Annotated in this window: 19 protein-coding genes and 1 pseudogene; 13 read left to right on the top strand and 7 right to left on the bottom strand. The window is 62.0% G+C overall.

Features of this window, described 5'->3' with window-relative positions; all coding sequences use genetic code 11:
* Positions 1-37: 37 nt before the first annotated feature.
* A complete protein-coding gene (locus BLS27_RS11200) occupies positions 38-1,798 on the bottom strand; it encodes a monovalent cation:proton antiporter-2 (CPA2) family protein (protein ID WP_090344763.1) in 1,761 nt (586 codons plus the stop codon).
* A 225-nt stretch (positions 1,799-2,023) separates the two neighbouring features.
* Entirely contained in the window at positions 2,024-2,494 is a 471-nt protein-coding gene (locus tag BLS27_RS11195) for a YMGG-like glycine zipper-containing protein (protein ID WP_090344761.1), read from the bottom strand.
* A 209-nt stretch (positions 2,495-2,703) separates the two neighbouring features.
* On the opposite strand from BLS27_RS11195, the gene BLS27_RS11190 reads away from it, so the two are divergent.
* Entirely contained in the window at positions 2,704-3,108 is a 405-nt protein-coding gene (locus BLS27_RS11190; protein ID WP_043207010.1) for a hypothetical protein, read from the top strand.
* Between the two features lie 18 nt (positions 3,109-3,126).
* On the opposite strand, the gene BLS27_RS11185 is transcribed toward BLS27_RS11190, so the two are convergent.
* Positions 3,127-4,038 carry an ATP-binding protein gene (locus BLS27_RS11185; RefSeq protein WP_090344759.1) on the bottom strand — a complete coding sequence of 304 codons (912 nt, stop codon included), beginning with the start codon at positions 4,036-4,038 and terminating at the stop codon, positions 3,127-3,129.
* A gap of 92 nt (positions 4,039-4,130) precedes the next feature.
* On the opposite strand from BLS27_RS11185, the gene BLS27_RS11180 reads away from it, so the two are divergent.
* Positions 4,131-4,913, top strand: coding sequence for an AraC family transcriptional regulator (locus BLS27_RS11180; RefSeq protein WP_167358091.1), 783 nt, complete (start codon positions 4,131-4,133; stop codon positions 4,911-4,913).
* A 33-nt stretch (positions 4,914-4,946) separates the two neighbouring features.
* Here the strand turns inward: BLS27_RS11180 and BLS27_RS11175 are convergent, their stop codons facing one another.
* Entirely contained in the window at positions 4,947-5,381 is a 435-nt protein-coding gene (locus BLS27_RS11175) for an anti-virulence regulator CigR family protein (RefSeq protein WP_090344755.1), read from the bottom strand.
* A gap of 173 nt (positions 5,382-5,554) precedes the next feature.
* On the opposite strand from BLS27_RS11175, the gene BLS27_RS11170 reads away from it, so the two are divergent.
* Positions 5,555-6,028, top strand: coding sequence for a hypothetical protein (locus tag BLS27_RS11170; RefSeq protein ID WP_090344753.1), 474 nt, complete (start codon positions 5,555-5,557; stop codon positions 6,026-6,028).
* A gap of 200 nt (positions 6,029-6,228) precedes the next feature.
* Complete coding sequence (locus BLS27_RS11165) at positions 6,229-6,975, top strand: maleate cis-trans isomerase family protein (protein WP_090344751.1); 747 nt, start codon at positions 6,229-6,231, stop codon at positions 6,973-6,975.
* Here BLS27_RS11165 and BLS27_RS11160 read toward each other — a convergent pair.
* On the bottom strand, positions 6,972-7,823 hold the full coding sequence (locus BLS27_RS11160; RefSeq protein ID WP_052352375.1) for a LysR family transcriptional regulator: 852 nt from the start codon (positions 7,821-7,823) through the stop codon (positions 6,972-6,974). The genes BLS27_RS11165 and BLS27_RS11160 overlap by 4 nt on opposite strands.
* Before the next feature lie 169 nt (positions 7,824-7,992).
* On the opposite strand from BLS27_RS11160, the gene BLS27_RS11155 reads away from it, so the two are divergent.
* The 5 genes from BLS27_RS11155 (at position 7,993) to BLS27_RS11135 (ending at position 12,876) form a co-directional block, all read left to right on the top strand.
* Positions 7,993-8,514 (top strand): L-2-amino-thiazoline-4-carboxylic acid hydrolase, encoded by a 522-nt coding sequence (locus tag BLS27_RS11155; protein WP_090344749.1) that lies wholly within the window; start codon positions 7,993-7,995, stop codon positions 8,512-8,514.
* Entirely contained in the window at positions 8,511-9,773 is a 1,263-nt protein-coding gene (locus BLS27_RS11150) for a hydantoinase/carbamoylase family amidase (protein WP_090344748.1), read from the top strand. Before BLS27_RS11155 ends, BLS27_RS11150 begins: the two co-directional genes overlap by 4 nt.
* A 105-nt stretch (positions 9,774-9,878) precedes the next feature.
* The gene (locus BLS27_RS11145) at positions 9,879-10,976 is read left to right on the top strand and encodes a PLP-dependent cysteine synthase family protein (RefSeq protein WP_090344746.1); all 1,098 of its coding nucleotides are present in this window, start codon (positions 9,879-9,881) and stop codon (positions 10,974-10,976) included.
* 44 nt (positions 10,977-11,020) lie between these two features.
* Complete coding sequence (locus BLS27_RS11140; RefSeq protein WP_043207021.1) at positions 11,021-11,401, top strand: RidA family protein; 381 nt, start codon at positions 11,021-11,023, stop codon at positions 11,399-11,401.
* Positions 11,402-11,550: 149 nt separating this feature from the next.
* A complete protein-coding gene (locus tag BLS27_RS11135; RefSeq protein WP_052352377.1) occupies positions 11,551-12,876 on the top strand; it encodes an MFS transporter in 1,326 nt (441 codons plus the stop codon).
* Positions 12,877-12,940: 64 nt separating this feature from the next.
* Here the strand turns inward: BLS27_RS11135 and BLS27_RS11130 are convergent, their stop codons facing one another.
* Positions 12,941-13,141 carry a DUF1289 domain-containing protein gene (locus BLS27_RS11130; RefSeq protein WP_043207024.1) on the bottom strand — a complete coding sequence of 67 codons (201 nt, stop codon included), beginning with the start codon at positions 13,139-13,141 and terminating at the stop codon, positions 12,941-12,943.
* A gap of 158 nt (positions 13,142-13,299) precedes the next feature.
* Between BLS27_RS11130 and BLS27_RS11125 the strand changes: the two genes are divergently transcribed.
* The 3 genes from BLS27_RS11125 to BLS27_RS11115 all read left to right on the top strand — a co-directional run bounded on the left by BLS27_RS11125 (position 13,300) and on the right by BLS27_RS11115 (position 16,405).
* Complete coding sequence (locus BLS27_RS11125) at positions 13,300-13,653, top strand: hypothetical protein (protein WP_090344744.1); 354 nt, start codon at positions 13,300-13,302, stop codon at positions 13,651-13,653.
* A 58-nt stretch (positions 13,654-13,711) separates the two neighbouring features.
* Positions 13,712-14,272: a P-loop NTPase family protein gene (locus tag BLS27_RS11120; protein ID WP_090344742.1), complete on the top strand. Its 561-nt coding sequence runs from the start codon at positions 13,712-13,714 to the stop codon at positions 14,270-14,272.
* 750 nt (positions 14,273-15,022) lie between these two features.
* On the top strand, positions 15,023-16,405 hold the full coding sequence (locus tag BLS27_RS11115) for an APC family permease (RefSeq protein WP_090344740.1): 1,383 nt from the start codon (positions 15,023-15,025) through the stop codon (positions 16,403-16,405).
* Between the two features lie 169 nt (positions 16,406-16,574).
* Here BLS27_RS11115 and BLS27_RS11110 read toward each other — a convergent pair whose 3' ends face one another.
* Entirely contained in the window at positions 16,575-16,748 is a 174-nt protein-coding gene (locus BLS27_RS11110; RefSeq protein ID WP_090344738.1) for a DUF2986 domain-containing protein, read from the bottom strand.
* A gap of 141 nt (positions 16,749-16,889) precedes the next feature.
* Here BLS27_RS11110 and BLS27_RS11105 point away from each other — a divergent pair.
* Positions 16,890-17,948, top strand: a pseudogene (locus BLS27_RS11105) (sterol desaturase family protein).
* Positions 17,949-17,997 lie beyond the last annotated feature (49 nt).

Here is a 17,997-nt window from a genome sequence, read left to right as displayed (position 1 = left end):
CGAACAGTCGGTGCGCCGATTGGCGCGATGTTGGTCGTCAATCCTGCGGTCGGTGGTCGTCTGCCGAACCGTCATCGTCCTCGAGCCTTTCACTGGACGCGCGTCGTTGGTAAAGCTCCAGCAGCCATCGCTGCTCCTGGTGCTGGTAGCGCCGCACCCAGGCAGCGGCCTGGGCTTCGTCCTGGCCCAGGGCGATGAAGGCGCGACGCGCCATTTCAAGGCTGGAATGGAAGGTTTCGCGGACCGGGCTCGCGCCCAGCTCGAGCAGATGCAGGACATCCCGATGATCGCGTACAGAGGCGATGACTGGGGTATGCGGGTACTGCTGGGCGAGCAGGTCCACGGTCTTGAGATTGACCTGCGGATCGTCGGTGGCGACGATCACCAGTTCGGCCTCGCCGACCTTGGCCGCGCGCAGGATCTGCGAGCGCGACGGGTCGCCATAGAACACCGGCGGGCCTTGTTTGTCGGCTTGGCGTCCGAAGGTTTCGACCGAGGTATCCAGGGCTACCAGGCGTACACCTTCGGCGTGCAGCATCCTGGCGATGGCGCGCCCCATGCGGCCCATGCCGGCCACCACCACCTGCGGCGCTTCATCCACTGCCGGCAGCGTGTCCGGGGCCTCCAATACCGGCCGCTCTTCACGCAACTGACGCGCCAGCGCCATCATCACCAGCGGCACCACCGCCATCGACAAGGTGATGGCCAGCACCAGCAGGTCGTGCACCTGTTGCGCCAGCAATTGATGATCCAGCGCCAGCTTGAACACCACGAAGGCGAACTCGCCCCCCGATGCCAGCACCACCGCCAGGCACAGCGCCTGGGCACGGCTCAGGCCGCCGGCCCAACGTCCCAGGCCAAACAGCACAGGCAGCTTGATGCCCACCAGCAACAGGGTCAGCCCCAGCACTTGCAGGGGGAAACCCAGCAGCAATCGCAGGTCGGCGGTCATGCCGACGCCGACGAAGAACAGCCCCAGCAGCAGCCCCTTGAGCGGCTCGATCTGGGATTCGAGCTCGTGACGAAAGGGAGACTCAGCCATCAGCACACCGGCCAAAAATGCACCCAGCGCCATCGATACGCCCACGTGCTCCATCACCCAGGCCGTCCCCAACACCACCAGCAGCGCCGTGGCGGTGGAAAGCTCGTGCAGCCCCGACTTGGCCACCCAGAGAAACACCGGCCGCAGCAGGTAACGCCCTCCGATGATCACGATGCCGATACCAATCGCCACCGCCAGCAATGGCCGGGTGCCCTCGGCCGTAGTCGTCGCGCCACCGGCGAGCAACGGCACCACGGCAATCAAGGGGATGGCGGCGATGTCTTGGAACAACAGGATCCCCACGGCCAAGCGCCCATGTGGCTTGTTCAGGTCCTTGCGCTCGGCCAGTACCTGAAGGCCGAACGCGGTGGACGACAATGCAAGGCCCACGCCGAGTACCACCGCCGCCGCAGGCGACTGGTCGAACAGCACAAAGGCGAGCCCTCCCAGAACCAGCGCAGTGAGGCCCACCTGCAACGAGCCGACGCCGAACAGCGACTTGCGCATCGTCCACAATTTACGCGGCGACAATTCAAGGCCGATGATGAACAACAGCATCACCACGCCCATCTCCGAGAGCCGTGCGACGTTGTGGGGATTGTCGATCAACCCCAACACCGAAGGGCCGATCACGATACCTGCGAGCAGATAACCAGGTACGGCGCCCAACTTAAGGCGCTGGAGCAGAGGAACCAGAAGCACCACAGCCAACAGAAAGACTACCGTCGCCTGCAACAGGCTGCCGTCATGAGGCATTTCCCTCCCCCTTGCTCGAATGCCAGGCAATCGCCCGCGCGAAGTCGATTGCCTGAGTCCCGCCAGTCAAGATGGAATTGAGTATGGGTGATTAATGGCCGTTTGCTTGTCGCAGGTTTTTATTTTCCGCGCAGGGTTTACAGACGCGCATCGCCCCCCTGCCGCTGTCTGCTCGGGGCAGTCGATATGTAAGGCCACACGGCCTGTTGCGACGCGTCATCGACCTCAAGGGCTGACCTGATAGCCACGTCCCTGCAGGCAGCTGCTGTAGGCGCTGGCGTGGGCGGAGTCCTGGGCTTGGTTCTGGCTGCGGCGGTCCTGCCGGCGCTCCTGACGCTGGCGCATTCCACCGACTGCCGCCCCCGCTGCGGCCACTTCGCCGGCGCGGTTCTGTCGGTATTGCGCTTTGGCATCGTCACCGGCCCGGTCATAGAGTTCCTCGTGCTGCCGGCCACGGACCTCGGCACCCACCGCCCCTGCCGCCGCCCCGGCTGCCGCGCCACGCACGCGGCCCCCGACATGGGCCTCGGACGAGGTGCCGGCGCTGTTGGCCGCGTTGTTGGCCACACCATTGCAGTAGTCCATGTCCTGTTGCATCTGCTGGCTGCTCTGGCCATTGAGCGGCACGACGCTCTGGGCGCTGACGGGCCCTGCGAGCAACATCAACCCCAGGCAACACCCTGTGAAAGCACGCATGACACACCTCCTCGAAAGAAAGCCCCAACGTTTCAGAATAGTGCCCGCGCGAGTTCACTGGGTTCGTGGGCAAAATCATTCGGGCCCTCGCCTAGAACTTTTTGCTATTTATCGGTCTATGTGAGGGAGCTCAGCTCAATAAACGCGGCTCACCGCTGTTTAAGCCCCATGGCCGCGATCCCAATGTCATTCAGAGGTTGTCTTTGCTCATGAAAATCAACGTCCCACGAATGGTGCTCCTTGGCCTGTTCGCGTTCGCGTCGATGGGCTCGGCATCTGCTTCACCGATGAAAGCGGCAAGCCCAGCGCCCGCCGCCCCGATCACGACCCCTCGGGTGGTCGAGAACCCTTGGCCGAGCCTGGCCAGCCTGACCGATAAGCAACAAGGCCCGATGCTCGCCCACGACGACCGCTACTGGCGAGACGGCCGCTGGCACGACAGACGGGACGATTGGCGCCGTGCCCAATGGCGCCGCGAGCAGGCCCGCCGGGAGGCCGAGCGTCGTCACGAGTGGGAACGCCGTCACTACCGCGCCCGTTACGAACACGATCACCGTTACTACGATCACGACCGACGCTATTACGGGCGTGATCAGCGCTATTACCGTCGTTAAGCGCCTCACGCCCTGATATCAGGGCGTGTCCTGGCTCCAGCGTCCGGCGTAGTCCCGGGCAAACTGCGCGGCGATGCGCCCGGAACGCGAGCCGCGCTGAGTGGCCCAGCGAACCGCGTGCACATGGGCCTGCTCGATGGCATGCGCAGGCACACCGTAGAACGCCAGCCACTGGTTCACCGCGTTCAGGTATTCGTCCGGCGAGAAGCCGTAGAACGAAATCCACAGCCCGAAGCGCTCGGACAGCGACACTTTCTCTTCTATCTCTTCCCCTGGGTGCAGTGCACCGTTCTCGCCGCGGGTCATGGACAGGTTGTCCGAGGCGCGTTCGGCAATCAGGTGCCGGCGGTTGGACGTGGCGTAGATCAGCACGTTCGACGAATGCTCGGCCACCGAACCGTCCAGGGCGGTCTTCAGACGTTTGTAACCGATATCCCCTTCCTCGAACGACAAGTCATCGCAGAACAGGATGAAGTATCCAGGCTGGTGACTGACGATCTCGATGACCTCGGGCAGGTCCCCGATATTTTCCTTGTCGATCTCCACCAGCTTGAGCCCACGCGAGTGGAACTCGTTGAGGCACGCCTTGACCAGCGAGGACTTGCCCGTGCCCCTGGAGCCGGTCAGCAACACATTGTTGGCTGGCTTGCCGTCGAGAAACTGCTGGGTATTCTGGCAGATCAGCGCCTTTTGCCGGTCGACGTTCTGCAGTTGATCGAAGCCGATGAGCATGGGCCGCCTGACCGGTACCAAGGTGGCGCGATGGCCGCCCTGGCTGGCCCGGTACTGCCATTGGTAGGCGATGGCATCGGGGTCCAGGACGGGCACGGGTGGAGGCGCGAATGCGCGTTCCAGGGAATCGGCGATGCGCTTGAGCTGCGCAAGGACCTGCTGGGAGAAATCGGCCGGGTCAGGCAAAGGCGTGTTCATGAGCGAAGGCACACAGGGCGAGGGTATGAGGCGCCATGATGCTAAGCTGGCGCGCTCCCGTCTAACGACTGATGGACACAAATCGTCGAATAATGGACAACAAGACCCCGATCGCGACCCAGCATTTCCTCCCACCTGACCAGGAAGTGGCCACGCTGGCCCTGGACCTGGCGGACGGCACCTGCATCGAAACCCACCGACACCCCCATGGGCAGTTGCTCTACACCACCCAGGGCACGTTGATGGTCAACACCCATCAGGGGTGCTGGGTGGTGCCTTGCAATTACGGATTGTGGATTCCCGCCGAGGTCGCCCACTGGACACGCAGCCTCGGTGCCACCTGTATCCGCACGCTTTATTTCGCGCCACAGCGCACCCCGGGCATGCCTGGCGAGTGCGCGGTCTACGCCATCTCCAATCTGGTGCGCGAATTGATCATCGAGACCTCGGGCATGGACCTGGAGATTGCCAAAGGTAGCCGGCATGCCCGCCTGGTCGGGTTGCTGCTCGATGAACTGGCGCTCGCCAGAGTCTCGGCGATCTACCTGCCGCGCCCCAAGGGGCAGCGCCTTCAAGCGCTGTGCCAACACCTTGTCCAGAACAGGACGCTGGACTGGGGGCTGGCCGAGTGCGCCGGCTTCCTTGGCTTGAACATCAAGACTGTGCAGCGCTGGTTCCATGAGGATGTGGGCATGAGTTTCGGTACATGGCGCAAACAGGCGCGGCTATTGATCGCGCTGGACAGGCTTGCCCAAGGCCACAACATTCTCGACGTCTCGCTGGATGCCGGCTATTCCACGCCTAGCGCGTTCACGGCGATGTTCAAACGGGAATTCGGGCAGCCCCCGCGCACCTTTCAGCAGCCACGCCGCTGAGCTTGCAAGGCGGCGTGGCAGCGCCAGGGCGGATCAATCCAGCACGTTGGTCAGCACTTCATAGATCAGGCCCGTGGCGATCGTGACCAGCAGCAAGTCGGTGCCCGCCTGGCGCCACTCATAGCCGTCATAGTGAGGCAGCCGGCCAATCAGGCGCCCATCGAGCTTCTTGGCGATGCCTGGCGGAAGCGGCTTGCCACGTGCCAGATTCTTCCGCACGCCAGGCGGCAGGTCTGCTCCCGGGCTCCAGTAGCCGCGATTATCGTCGAGGATGACCCGAATGCCCCCGATGTCTATCTGCGGGCCACCGCGCCAGTCGTTGCCGCCGCCCGGATTCTGATGACCTTGATTACCGTGCTGCATGTTTTTGCCGTGGCCATTGCCCTTGCCTGGGTCGGCCAGCACTGGGGGCGCGCCCAGCAAGGCCAGCCCCAGCGTGGCGGCGAGCAGTGTGTTGAGTCTGGACATTGCATCTGTCTCCTTACTTGAGAATGCCGCTACTGAGCGTAGCGCCCACCAACAGAACCCGACAGCGAAAACTTGGCACCGGCGTGCCTGCATTTCGTCGCCAGGCCGCGAACTCAGTGGCCTGGACGATGTCATATCGGCATCCCAATCCCGCCCCTGGAGGCGATTCGATCATGAAGAAAACCCTGGTAGTTGCAGCAGTGTGCGCGTTCGCGCTTGGTGCTACAGCCATACTGCCCGCTGACCTTTCCCCGATTGGTTCGGTTTATGCCAAGGGTGGCGGCGGTGGCGGCGGCGGCGGCGGTCATGGTGGTGGCGGCGGTCATGGCGGCGGCGGCGGTCACGGCGGTGGCCATGGCGGCGGCAAGGGCGGGCTGGGCGGCAACCATGGCAGCAACAGCAATGGCGCCAACGAAGGTGGTCTGCATGCCGGCAAAGCCACCCGCGACCACGGCGTGAGCGGCAAGCATTACGGCCAGGACAGAAATGACAGCGAAGGGCATGGCTCGGTGACCTCCGGAGTCGCACACTCCAAGGAAACCCGCGGCCTGGACAAGGCCCGAGCGATCTCCGACACCACGCCGGGTAGTCACAACACCAAAGGCTTGGACAACGCAGTCCACTCCTCCACCAAGAACGATCGCTGATCAGGCTCGCTCCGCGACGAGCGCCTGGCTCACCGAGGTACCTGGACATCGCCCGATGCCCAGGTACCTGGCGCCACCTTTGCCCTCATTCATCGCAGATCGCGATGGACCTGCCGAAACACACCGTCAGTCCTGCGTTTGTCCCTCCGCTATGATGCGGACCGGGCACCAAATAGCACTGACTGCCGGGAGATCAGGTCATGAAGCAGCACCAGACGGGTATCGATTTCACTCAGCCACCGCAGCGCCGCCCTCGCCTGGGCTTGATCGCGCTGGCGTCGGATGTGCTGGTCGAGCGTGACTTCTGGCGCATGGGCCTGACGGCCGGGGTCGATATCGTGACCACGCGGATCGCGCAATCGATGCCACTGACGCCCACCACGCTCGCGCGGCTCGAAGAGGGCATCCCGGACGCCATGGGTTTGCTGCTGCCTGAAGCACAACTCGATGCCATCGTCTTCGCCTGTACTTCCGGCTCCGCGATCATCGGACCCGCGAAAATCGCCGGGCAAATCGCTGCCTTGCGTCCCGGCGTGCCGGTCATCAATCCAGCGACCGCCGCCGTGGAAGCTTTGAAGTACCTGGGATGCAGCAAGATCGCATTCATCGCGCCCTATACCGAGGATGTCGCCGAGATCACCAGCGGGGTATTCGCTGAGGCCGGTATCGGTTTTTCCGATCGTCTGTGCTTTGGCCTGACCAGCGACGTGCAGATCGCCACTCCGGGGCTGGCGCATTATCGACGTGCCATCGCTCAGATGGATATCGCCACCGCCGATGCACTTTTCCTCTCCTGCACCACCGCTGCCACGCTGGACTTGATCGCACCGCTGGAGGCGCAAACAGGGCTGCCGGTGATCACCTCGAACCAGGCAGCCTTCTGGCATGCACTGCGTTGCATGGGCCGTACGCCCTCCATGACCGGCTTCGGCAAGCTGCTTTGCTAGTTTCCATCGGCCTGCAAGGCCTCGCGCAGGGTCGCGAGCAACTGCTGCACGATGACCGGCGGTTCGCGGTGGGCAGTCTTGAACTGCCCATGCACGATGGGCAGCCTGGGCAACCGCGGATGATGCAGCTTCACAAGATCATCAGGGCAGTCTTCCTCGGGGATGGCAGCAATGGCAAGGCCACTGCGCACCGCCGTGCGAATGCCTTCGAGCGTGTTGCAGTCATACACCGAACGCCACGGCACACCCGCCTGGTCCAGCGCCGTGAAAGCCTCGCGAAAGTACAGGCAATGCCCTGAAATATGCGCCAGCGGCAGGACCTCGGCCTGGTCCAGGTCAAAGCCCGGCAGGCCGATCCACACCAGCTGGGAGGGGCATAGATCTGCCACCTGCCCTTCCTGCAACGGCTCGCGCATCAGCGCAGCATCGAGAAAGCCATCGGCGAGCGCCCGGCTGTGCTCGTAGGACAACCCCGAGGTGACCTTGATGGTCACCTTCGGGCGCATGGCCATGAAGGTTTGCAGCACCGGCGCCAGGCGCGAGAACAGGTGATATTCATCCGGCAGCCCGAGCTTGATCGTGCCGCCCATACGCGCGGGGCAGAACTCTTCCTCGATCCGGTCGATGACCTGCAGCAAGGTGGTGACATGAGTGAGCAGCACGTCACCGGCCGTGGTCAGCTGGCAACTGCGGGTGGTACGCCGGAAAAGCTGGGTCTGCAGGTAGTCCTCGAGCTTGGCGATATGCCCGCTGACCGTGGACTGGCTGGCATTGAGCAGACGCGCTGCCTCGCTGAAGCTCCCCACCGAGGCCACTTTGTAGAAACTGCGCAGCAGGACGGTATCCATCGGAGTGTTTCCTCTACAGGATTGAGGCCGTTGGGCGCAGGCTCGATCGCGCGCCTGATTTATTGCAAATCGCGATCAAACTATCAGATAAATCCGTTACCAGCCAATAAGTGCTGCTGGGTATAGTGCCGACACATACCCATAAGAACTCCAGCAAAGGAGAAGCAGCATGAGTGACAAGCCAGGTGACCGTCCGGCATCCGCCACCGACGGCGAGATCGGCATCCTTGCCCGGCGCCGTATCGAAGCCGGTGTCATCGCACCGATCTACCAGGAACTCTGCGCCCGCCTGGGCGAGGACATGGCCCAAGCGATCATCGATGCCGCGATCCGCAAGGCCGCCGTCGAGGCCGGCCAGGCCTTCGCCGCCAAGACCCCGGGTGGCACCAGCCTGCGTACCTTCCAGGAGCTACAGTCGCTGTGGACCCAGGACGATGCGCTGATCATCGCCGTCGACACGGCCACCGACGAGCACTTCAACTACACCGTCCACCGCTGCCGCTACGCCGAGATGTACCGGGAAATGGGCCTGGGCCACATCGGGCACCTGCTGTCGTGCAACCGCGACTACATGTTCCCGCAAGGCTACGACCCGAACATCGAACTCGAACGTACCCAGACCTTGATGGAAGGCGCGCCCTGCTGCGACTTCAAATACCGCTACGTGAAAAAACAGGACGGCCAGCAATGAGCGTATCGACCAGCAAGGCGCGCAAAGTGCTCATCCAGCAAGACCGTCTCTGGGCGGACTTGATGTCGACCGCCAGGTTCGGCGCCTTGGGCGAAACCGGCATGCGTCGCCTGGCCCTCAGCGAGGAGGACCGTCAGGTTCGGGACTGGTTCGTGGCCGCGTGCCGTGCCCTGGGCTGCACGATCGACATCGACCGGATCGGCAATATCTTCGCGACCTACCCAGGCCGCGACCCAAACCTGGCCCCCATTGCCATGGGCAGCCATTTGGACACGCAGCCTGCCGGTGGCCGCTTCGACGGCATCCTCGGGGTGCTGGCCGGTGTCGAGCTGTTGCGCGCATTGCAGGATGCCGGGATGCGCCCTGCCCATCCGATCACCGTCATTGTCTGGACCAACGAAGAGGGTTCTCGCTTTGCCCCGGCCATGATGGGCTCGGGCGTGTATTGCGGCGCCCATTCGCTGGAAACCGTTGCTGCGACCTGCGACAAGTCCGGTGTTTCAGTGGCACAGGCCCTGGACGCCATCGGTTATGGCGGTGATCGTGAGCCTGGCTTCCTGCCGTTTGCCGCCTACCTGGAACTGCATATCGAGCAAGGGCCGGTACTGGAAGCGCAGAACCTGGAGATCGGTGTCGTCGAAGCGGTACAGGGGGTCTGCTGGCTGGACATCAAAGTGCCCGGCGTCGAAGCCCATGCCGGTGGCCGTCCCATGACGATGCGCGAGGATGCCCTGGTCGCGGCCTCCAAGATCGTGTTGGCGGTCGAGGCCGTGGCAGCCCGCCATAGCCCGGGCGTGGGCACGGTCGGCTACATCAGTGCCGGGCCCAATTCACGCAATGTCATACCGGGCTCGGTGTCGCTGGAGGTGGACCTGCGCCACCCCACCGATACAGGGCTCACGGCCCTGGAAACCGAACTGACCGCCGAAATCCGGCGCATCTCCCCCGAGGCGCAGGTGCGCAGGGTATGGCTCAAACCACCGGTCAGGTTCGACGCACGCATCGTCGATGTCGTGGCCGCCTGCACCGAGGCCCTGGGCTTTTCGGCACGACGCATGGTCTCCGGCGCCGGGCACGACGCTGCGCACGTGGCCGGCCTGGCTCCGAGCGCAATGATCTTCATACCGTCGTACCTAGGGCTCTCGCACAACGTGCGCGAATACTCCTCACCCGAGCAATGCGCTAAGGGCGCCACGGTACTGCTCGATGCGGTGCTTGACCTGGATGAGCGCCTGTCGGCCGACGCCTCCAGCAACTGACGCACTGCCCCACGGCAATTGATTGCACCCCGGACGGCCCTCGAGGCTGTCCGCGCAGGGTCGTGGGCGCAATTCATAACGATCGGCATAACTTGGAACATTGATATGGGCATTGATACCACGCAATCCGTAGCGATCGATTGGTCACGCAACGCGGTCAGGTTGTTGGAGGGCGACGGTCATCGCTCGGCCGACACCCATCTGATCAAGCCGACCTTCCCAGGCCTGGGCAAGCTCTCGGTCTACCTCAAGGACGAGAGTACCCATCCCACCGGCAGCCTGAAGCACCGGTTGGCCCGCTCGCTGTTTCTCTATGGGATCTGCAACGGGCGAATCAACCAGGGCACCACCTTGGTGGAAGCCTCCTCCGGTTCCACGGCCGTGTCGGAAGCCTACTTCGCCAACCTGCTGGGCTTGCCATTCATTGCCGTGATGCCCAGAAGCACCAGCGAAGCGAAGATCGGCGCCATCCGGCGTTTCGGTGGGGTCTGCGAATTCGTCGATCACCCCGGCGAGGTCTATCGCGTGGCCGCCGAGATCGCGGCACAAAAAGGCGGCTACTACCTGGACCAGTTCACCTATGCCGAACGGGCAACCGACTGGCGCGGCAACAACAACATCGCACAAAGCATATTCAACCAGATGGAGTGCGAGGAGCAGTCGTGCCCAGCGTGGGTGGTGATGAGCGCCGGCACCGGCGGCACCTCGGCCACCCTCGGCCGCTACATCCGTTATCGCGGTTTCGACACCCGCCTGTGCGTCGTGGACGTGGAGAACTCCGCCTTCTGCCAAGCCTGGCAGACCGGGGATCTGTCAACGACCTGTGCACACCCTTCGCGGATCGAAGGCATCGGTCGCCCGCGTGTGGAGCCGTCGTTCATTCCGGGCGTGATCGACCGCATGTTCAAGGTGCCGGACGCCGCCTCGATCGCCGCCGCCCATTTGCTGTCGGAGCGTCTGTTCCGCCGCGTCGGCGGCTCGACCGGCACGAACTTCTTCGGACTGCTGTGCATTGCCAGCGAAATGAAACGCCGTGGCGAAGAGGGCTCGCTGGTGACCTTGATCTGCGACAGCGGCGATCGCTACGCAGATACCTATTTCAACGCCCAATGGCTGGCGTGCAACAACCTCGACATCGCGCCCTGGTACGCGCGCATCGAAGCCTTCCTGGACGGCGCGACGGATCACTTGAGCACCGACTGATCGCACTACAGCAACGCACCTTTCCCACGACAACGGATATCGACATGATCACCCAGGTTTCCAGCACCCACGCCCCGCTTGCCATAGGCCCTTACTCCCAGGCCATCCGGATCGGCAACTTGTTGTTCGTTTCGGGCCAGTTGCCCATCGTGCCGGCCACCGGCGAGTTCTGTTCCGATGACGTCGTCGCGCAGACGCGCCAGTGCCTGGAGAACATTGCCGCCATCGCGCACGAGGCCGGCACCTCCTTGAAGTACACGGTCAAGACGACGCTGCTTGTCACCGACCTGAGTGCGTTCGCCTTGGTCAATGGGGCCTATGCCGAGTTCTTCTCAGCGCCTTGTCCAGCGCGCGCCTGTTATGAGGTCAAGGCCCTGCCCAAAGGCGCCCAGGTCGAGATCGAGGCGGTGATCGCCCTTCCCTAGTCCCACTGCCGGGGCCTGAGGTCTTTGCTTCCGACGGCCCCGGTATCGCACCGCCACATAGACCCAGCACGCGTCATGCAGGCGCCCGCCACGGCGGGGGGACCGTCTGCGCACATCAATAATTACAACGAGAGATTGCGGAGGCTTTTATGGGTATGCCAATCGCTTCGAGTCCACGCGAAGCAAGCAGCACGTCCGGTCAACGTTTGCTGGATGAGGCGCGCCTGATGCCCATCCATGTCATCGCCGCGCTCGCCTGTCTGGGCGGCGCTGCGCTGGATGGCTACATCCTGGGAATCGTCGGCCCTGCGCTGGCGCTGGCCAAGAACGAACTGCTGCTGACCGCAACGAGCCAAGGCCTGATTGCCTGCAGTGCGTTGATCGGTGTATTCATCGGCGGTCTGGTGTTCGGCAACTTCGCCGACCGTTACGGACGTCGACCAGTGTTCTCCTGGAACCTGGCGGCGTTCATTGTCCTGTCGGTGTGCCAGTTCTTCGTGCAGGACATCTGGCAACTGGTGGTCATCCGCTTGCTTCTAGGGCTGGCAATCGGCGTCGAGTACGCCGTCGGCTCCACGGTCCTGGCCGAGTTTTCCCGACGCAAGAACCGCGGGGCCTTGCTTGGCTGCTTCACCATCGCCTGGCAAATCGGCTTTACCGCCGCCTTCATCATCGGCGCCTTCTACGACGGTGATAACTGGCGAATGCTGTTGGGTTCGAGTGTGATTCCAGCGGTCATCATCTACCTGCTTCGCCTGCTGCTGCCGGAAACACCGATGTGGCTCAAGGCACAGGGACGGGACGCCGAGGCCCGGGCCATCGTCGATCGGCACTTCGGCGCCGAGTACGCGATTCCCGATGTCGATGTCAGCCCCAAGGGCGCCTCGCTGGGCGAGCTGTTCAAGCGCGACACCTGGAAACACACCTTGTTCTCCGGCCTGTTCTGGTTCTGTCAGGTCGGCCCCTTCTTCGCCATCTTCACCTTCATGGTGCCGGTGCTGGAAACGCTGGGGCTGCAAGGCGATCACCGGGTCGACCTGTCGCTGAACGCCATTCAGATCGCCGGGGTGGTCTTTGGGGTGTTCCTGGTGCACTGGATGAGCCGTCGCGGATTCGTCATCTGGACCTTCGTCGCGGTACTGGCGATCTTCCTGGCACTGGGCCTGTTCGCCCATGCGCCGACCTGGGTCGTCGTAGGCTTGTTCGCGACGTACATGTTCATCGGGCCTGCGATCAACAACATTCAGTTCGTCTATCCGCCTGAGATTTTCGACACCCATGTCCGTGCGACCGGGATCGGCTTCTCGGCGGCTTTCTCGCGGATATCGGCAGCAGGCGTGACCTACCTGCTGCCCTCGTTGCTGCAGGCGTTCGGCTTCTCGGCGACCTTGATCATGATGGCGCTCTTCCCGCTACTGGGCCTGCTGGTGACAGTGGCCTGGGCGCCGGAGACCAAAGGCAAGGCGTTGCGATAAAGGCTCAAGTGCGCTGGCGATACCCTTGGGGCTGCCCTGAGCAGCCCTCAAGGGTATTCACCGGTCAGTCACGCGCCTGACGCTTGGCGCCCTTCTTGACGATGGCCTTCAACCGCGTCGCCGCACGCTGCACCGTCGCCATCTTCTCCGGCCGCTTCATGCCGCGCCATTTGCGGATCTCTTCGCGGGTTCTGCCACAGCTCACGCACAGCTCGCCATTGAGCTGGCAAAGCGAGACGCAGGGGTTGTCGATGTCTTTGGCCATGGGCTGCTCCGAACGCGGGCGCGCATGATACTGCAAACACGCCGGCATTCGGTGTTCCCACCAAGGCACTTTTAAGACTCATCTTCTTGGCCGCCTGGCCCTGTCATGGTCCCATCGTGAATCGATGACCCATCACCGTGACAGGCTCTGGATACCTGATGGAAAAGTATTTTGGCATTGCGCTTTGCAGCCTGTCTTCGGTGTTCAGCGGATTCACCGTTGCCTCGCCAGCGAACGTCACCCCCGAGCAGGAGCAGCAAATCGCTCGGGTGAGCGATCTCGCCCACCAACTGGCTGATGAGCTTGAGCAAAAGAAGGTACTTGTGGATGCACTGAACCACTTGGAGCAACAGGTGGCGAACCTGTTCACGGCCAACCAGCAGCTCTCGGATCGACAGACCGCGCTCGTGGATGCCCAGGCGAAAAGCGCGGCCATCAGCCACTTGAACGATGAGGCCTCGAACGATGCGCGCACCAGTTATGCCGTGGGCGCCTGGCCCTTCTCGCCTTGACAGCACCCACAAAATCCGCAAAATCGCCGCCCCTCATTTGGCGACTGGAAGTCTTCCCATGCAACGGATTGTGATACTCGGTAACGCCGGCAGCGGCAAATCGACATTGGCCCGGGCGCTGGGCAAACGCCTCGGCGCTTGCGTCGTGCACCTGGATACGTTGTTCTGGGAACCAAACTGGGAAGAACCCGACGCCGACCAGTTTCGCGAACGGGTACGCCATGCCGTTGCCGCGCCCGCCTGGGTCTGTGAAGGCAACTATGCACGGCGCACCTTCGACCTGCGCCTGCCCCAAGCCGACCTGGTCATCTGGCTTGATACCCCGCGACTCATCTGCCTCGCCCGGGTGATCGTTCGCAGCCTGCTGGACAGGCCCCGGGCCGACCGGCCGGTTGGCTGCAAGGAACGCCTGGACAAAGCGTTTCTGGAGTTCTTGAAATTCGTCTGGCAGTTCGATAACAGCTACCGCGCAGAGATTGAAGCCATCCGCCTGACTGTGGCGCCGCAGGTTCCAACCGTGCATCTGTGCGGCAAGACGCAGATCGACCGCTTCTTGGAAAGGTTCGATGACACGACCCTGCAGAGAGCGATGGAGCCAACGCGACACGATCGTCCCTAGTGTGCTTGCAGGGCTCAGGTTCGGCGCATTTTCCGTGCAATTAATAGTCGCTGCGGTGTGGTGCTGGGCCCTGTTCAATCTGTATCTCCTGTGACCGTATCTGCCCAGCGCTAGCTCACACAAAAGGGTGATGGTGGCCTCCGCACAGCCATGGAAAAATAGCCAAGCACGGACGATATGAAGAATTGACACTCCAGGGGTGGAGTGACAGGCCATGAGAGGTGGATCAAAACCGTCTGAAGCTTGAGTCCTGGTTGGACAACGGACTCGTTCAATCCCCAAGTCGAAAACAGGATCGTCGTTGGGCCAACAGGGATTGTCTTGTCATGCTTTCTTGATCAAGGCATTTAGTGGTCATCGAGCAATATTGCCGCTGTTGTCATTCGAAATCCGATATCCGTTCGATGGCAATATAAAGGCCTTGAAAGTATTAAGTAGTTACACCTACTTAATGAACTACAGGAATTGACCTGCAGTGTTACGGCTCCTCTCGTTCCGAAGGCCCGGTTTTATATCGCTGCCATGGCCTGGCGCCATTCGAGCCCGCAGGTCGCCCCACTCATGCCGTAAAACGCTTGTGAAGCTGCAAGTTTCAACGTAGCGACTCTTGGACGTGCTGAATGCGTTATTTCAACGCAGGTCATCACGTGCCCGCACCGAGGTTTTTACAAAGATAACAAACGTACCCACAAAGTCACGATCGACCCAAATACCGCCAGTGCCTTGCCTCTGAACTTTCAGGAGTCAGTAATGAATATAACAACAAATGCGGCCGATACCTCCTCCCACCATTCACCGTCGCAAAGCACCTCATCAAGTCGTTTCCGCCAGTCCATGAGCCTGACCGCCCTAGTGCTGTTCGGTTTAGCCTACATGGTGCCGCTGGCGGTATTCACCACTTACGGACTGGTCACCCAAATGACCCAAGGGCATCTGCCCACCGCCTACATACTGACGCTCGTCGCCATGCTGTTCACTGCCTACAGCTATGGACGAATGGTCCAGGCCCACCCCTATTCCGGCTCGGTGTACACCTACACCCGCAAGGCCTTCGGCACCTACTTCGGCTTCATGGCCGGATGGACCCTACTGCTTGACTACATCTTCCTGCCGCTGCTGAGCTATCTGTTGATCGGCATCTACATGTCCGAATACTTCCCCGAAGTCCCCGCGTGGGTATGGGCGCTCGGCTCCATCGCTCTGGTGACTTTCCTCAACCTGATCGGCATCGAGTCCATCACCCGTGTCAACTGGGTGCTGATCGTTGCCCAGTTGGTGTTCATCGTGGTCTTCATCGCGCTGTCGATCAGTCACCTGAACCAGCAAGCGGGGCCTGTTTCGCTGCTGGCGCCTTTCCACCATGAAGGCTTCAGCGTGCCGCTGATCATGACCGGCGCAGCCGTACTTTGCTTGTCGTTCCTGGGCTTCGACGCGGTGTCGACCATGGCCGAGGAAACCCCCAACCCACAACGTCGCATCCCCCAGGCGATCATGGCGGTGACAATGATCGGTGGCCTGCTGTTTCTGGTGGTGTCCTGGTGTGCCCAGATGGTGTTTCCGCAGTGGAGCACTTTCCACGACCCCGACTCCGCATCGGTGGACGTCATGCGCCGGGTGGGCGGTGAACTGCTGGTGAGCGCCTTCACGGCCACCTACGTGGCAGGTTGCTTCGCCTCGGCGATGGTGTCCCAGGCGAGCGTGTCACGGGTGCTGTTCGCCATGGGCCGGGACGGCGTGCTGCCGCGCGCATTTGGCCAGTTGGTGTCCAAGAAGCGGGTGCCGGCCACAGCCATCATGGTGGTCAGCCTTCTGTCGCTGATCGCGCTGTTCATCACCCTTGATACCGTCGCCAACATGATCAGCTTCGGTGCACTGTTCGCCTTCTCGGCGGTGAACCTGGCGGTGGTCAAGCACTACCTGGTCGGCCAGAAGCTGCGTGGCCTGCGCAACTACCTGTTGTACGGCATGCTTCCGGGGCTGGGGTTCCTGAGCACCATCTGGCTGTGGACCAGCCTGTCGAGCATGTCGTTCATGATTGGCCTGGGCTGGATGGGGCTTGGATTCATCTGCCTGCTAGGGGTCACCCGGGCGTTTCGTGTCAAGCTGCCGGAACTGCAAATCGCGGCTGATTGATTCGGCAGACATGGAGGCACAGGGGCTATGGATGCCCCTTTGCCTGCAGGAGGCGTGCCTTTCGAACAGGTCCAGCCACAAGGAAGTACACTGCGTCGCCTTGAACACCTGGCTCGCCATCAGCAGCGGTCGGTGGCGCCGCTGCGAAGATAGGAAGCGCTGGCGGTGATCAATGCGCGCCTTGCTCGATCTCTGCGCTTGATTCACTCGCCGCCTGCGCGGCCAGCTTCTCCCGCTCGGCCTTGCTGATGTACTTGGGCTTGTTGCTGCGCGGTGCGAGCTTGGCGCTGGCTTTCTTGGCATGGGCCTTGAGCAACTGCTTGATTTTTTTCTGACGGTTCATGATTCACTCTGGCGGGATCGCGTTGCGCTTATCATACCGTGGCGTAGCGCCCACAAACCCACGGTTGAGGCTTCATATAAAGACGCTTAAGTAAATCAATCTGATTTACAATGCCGTTTCTTTCGCCGAGGCCGCCGTTTCGTGGATGCACTATCGCTTGCCTTCGAACATCTGACCGAGTGGGTGATCGCGCCCGTCACCGAGCAGTTTCTCGGCATATTCAACCTGAACGGCCGTTTCGGGGTCCTGTTCCTTTGCATCTCCTATGGCGTCGCCTATAGCCTGTTCCGCTTCAGAAAGCATCACGGCCTGACCGACGCCCCTTCGTTCTGGCAGTTCATCGGCGCTGGCCGAGTACACCTGCATCCCTCGGCGCTGCTGGATTACCGCTACTACTTCGTGCGAGCCGTCCTCAAAGTCGCGCTGGTGCTGCCTATCGTCAACTGGGTCGATCCCTACATCCTGCATTCAGGCGACTACCAGGCCTTTTTCGTCAATCTCTGGGGCGAACGCCCGCGCGTGGGTGAAAACCTCGGGCTCTCACTGCTGTACGGGTAGGGGGTGTTCCTGGTCAAAGACTTCATTCATTACTGGGCGCATCGGGCGTTTCATTCCCGCTGGCTCTGGGCTTTTCACAAGGTTCATCATTCAGCGCCCGTGTTGGTACCCGTGACGGCAAGCCGGGTGCACTTCGTGGAAAAGATCGTCGAAAAACTGAGCACCAGTCTATTCATCGGCCTGTACGCCGGTTGCTTCTGGTACGCCTGCGGCGGCGAAATCAGCCGCTACACCTTGTTCGGGGTGACCTACCTGGTGTTCATCTTCAATGGCCTGGCGGCCAACCTTCGCCATAGCCATGTCTGGCTGTCGTTCGGTCCGCGGCTTGAGCATGTATTGAACAGTCCGGCCCAGCACCAGATCCACCACAGTGACGCCCCGCGCCATTTCAACCGCAACTTCGGCACCAACCTGTCCCTCTGGGACTGGATGTTCGGCACGCTCTATGTCACCACCTCAACGCCTGAAGACATCCGCTTCGGCACCGCAGAACAAGACCAGCAGCGTTACCTGACGCTGTACAGTCTGGTGGTCACGCCCTTTATAGAGACAGCCCGCAAGCTTCTGGCAAAGGACAAGGGCACGCCAGAGAACATGCACACCAGACTCCACACCCAACGCCCTCAAGACACCCAGGGGTAGGCGCCGAGGCCCGACAACGGCTACCGTAACCCTTTTGCCAGCCGCCGAG

Source organism: Pseudomonas guariconensis (genome assembly GCF_900102675.1).
In the GTDB taxonomy this organism is placed as follows: domain Bacteria; phylum Pseudomonadota; class Gammaproteobacteria; order Pseudomonadales; family Pseudomonadaceae; genus Aquipseudomonas; species Aquipseudomonas guariconensis.
The sequence above is the reverse complement of the archived record's forward strand: the minus strand, read 5'-3'. Positions and strand labels throughout refer to the sequence as shown.

What these genes read in the sequence shown, in the direction of transcription:
- BLS27_RS11180 (WP_167358091.1), top strand. Translation starts at nt 4,131, where the DNA reads ATGGACAACAAGACCCCGATCGCGACCCAGCATTTCCTCCCACCTGAC.
- BLS27_RS11135 (WP_052352377.1), top strand. Translation starts at nt 11,551, where the DNA reads ATGGGTATGCCAATCGCTTCGAGTCCACGCGAAGCAAGCAGCACGTCC.
- BLS27_RS11140 (WP_043207021.1), top strand. Translation starts at nt 11,021, where the DNA reads ATGATCACCCAGGTTTCCAGCACCCACGCCCCGCTTGCCATAGGCCCT.
- BLS27_RS11190 (WP_043207010.1), top strand. Translation starts at nt 2,704, where the DNA reads ATGAAAATCAACGTCCCACGAATGGTGCTCCTTGGCCTGTTCGCGTTC.
- BLS27_RS11115 (WP_090344740.1), top strand. Translation starts at nt 15,023, where the DNA reads ATGAATATAACAACAAATGCGGCCGATACCTCCTCCCACCATTCACCG.
- BLS27_RS11145 (WP_090344746.1), top strand. Translation starts at nt 9,879, where the DNA reads ATGGGCATTGATACCACGCAATCCGTAGCGATCGATTGGTCACGCAAC.
- BLS27_RS11130 (WP_043207024.1), bottom strand. Translation starts at nt 13,141, where the DNA reads ATGGCCAAAGACATCGACAACCCCTGCGTCTCGCTTTGCCAGCTCAAT.
- BLS27_RS11125 (WP_090344744.1), top strand. Translation starts at nt 13,300, where the DNA reads ATGGAAAAGTATTTTGGCATTGCGCTTTGCAGCCTGTCTTCGGTGTTC.
- BLS27_RS11170 (WP_090344753.1), top strand. Translation starts at nt 5,555, where the DNA reads ATGAAGAAAACCCTGGTAGTTGCAGCAGTGTGCGCGTTCGCGCTTGGT.
- BLS27_RS11200 (WP_090344763.1), bottom strand. Translation starts at nt 1,798, where the DNA reads ATGCCTCATGACGGCAGCCTGTTGCAGGCGACGGTAGTCTTTCTGTTG.
- BLS27_RS11150 (WP_090344748.1), top strand. Translation starts at nt 8,511, where the DNA reads ATGAGCGTATCGACCAGCAAGGCGCGCAAAGTGCTCATCCAGCAAGAC.
- BLS27_RS11175 (WP_090344755.1), bottom strand. Translation starts at nt 5,381, where the DNA reads ATGTCCAGACTCAACACACTGCTCGCCGCCACGCTGGGGCTGGCCTTG.
- BLS27_RS11155 (WP_090344749.1), top strand. Translation starts at nt 7,993, where the DNA reads ATGAGTGACAAGCCAGGTGACCGTCCGGCATCCGCCACCGACGGCGAG.
- BLS27_RS11195 (WP_090344761.1), bottom strand. Translation starts at nt 2,494, where the DNA reads ATGCGTGCTTTCACAGGGTGTTGCCTGGGGTTGATGTTGCTCGCAGGG.
- BLS27_RS11185 (WP_090344759.1), bottom strand. Translation starts at nt 4,038, where the DNA reads ATGAACACGCCTTTGCCTGACCCGGCCGATTTCTCCCAGCAGGTCCTT.
- BLS27_RS11160 (WP_052352375.1), bottom strand. Translation starts at nt 7,823, where the DNA reads ATGGATACCGTCCTGCTGCGCAGTTTCTACAAAGTGGCCTCGGTGGGG.
- BLS27_RS11120 (WP_090344742.1), top strand. Translation starts at nt 13,712, where the DNA reads ATGCAACGGATTGTGATACTCGGTAACGCCGGCAGCGGCAAATCGACA.
- BLS27_RS11110 (WP_090344738.1), bottom strand. Translation starts at nt 16,748, where the DNA reads ATGAACCGTCAGAAAAAAATCAAGCAGTTGCTCAAGGCCCATGCCAAG.
- BLS27_RS11165 (WP_090344751.1), top strand. Translation starts at nt 6,229, where the DNA reads ATGAAGCAGCACCAGACGGGTATCGATTTCACTCAGCCACCGCAGCGC.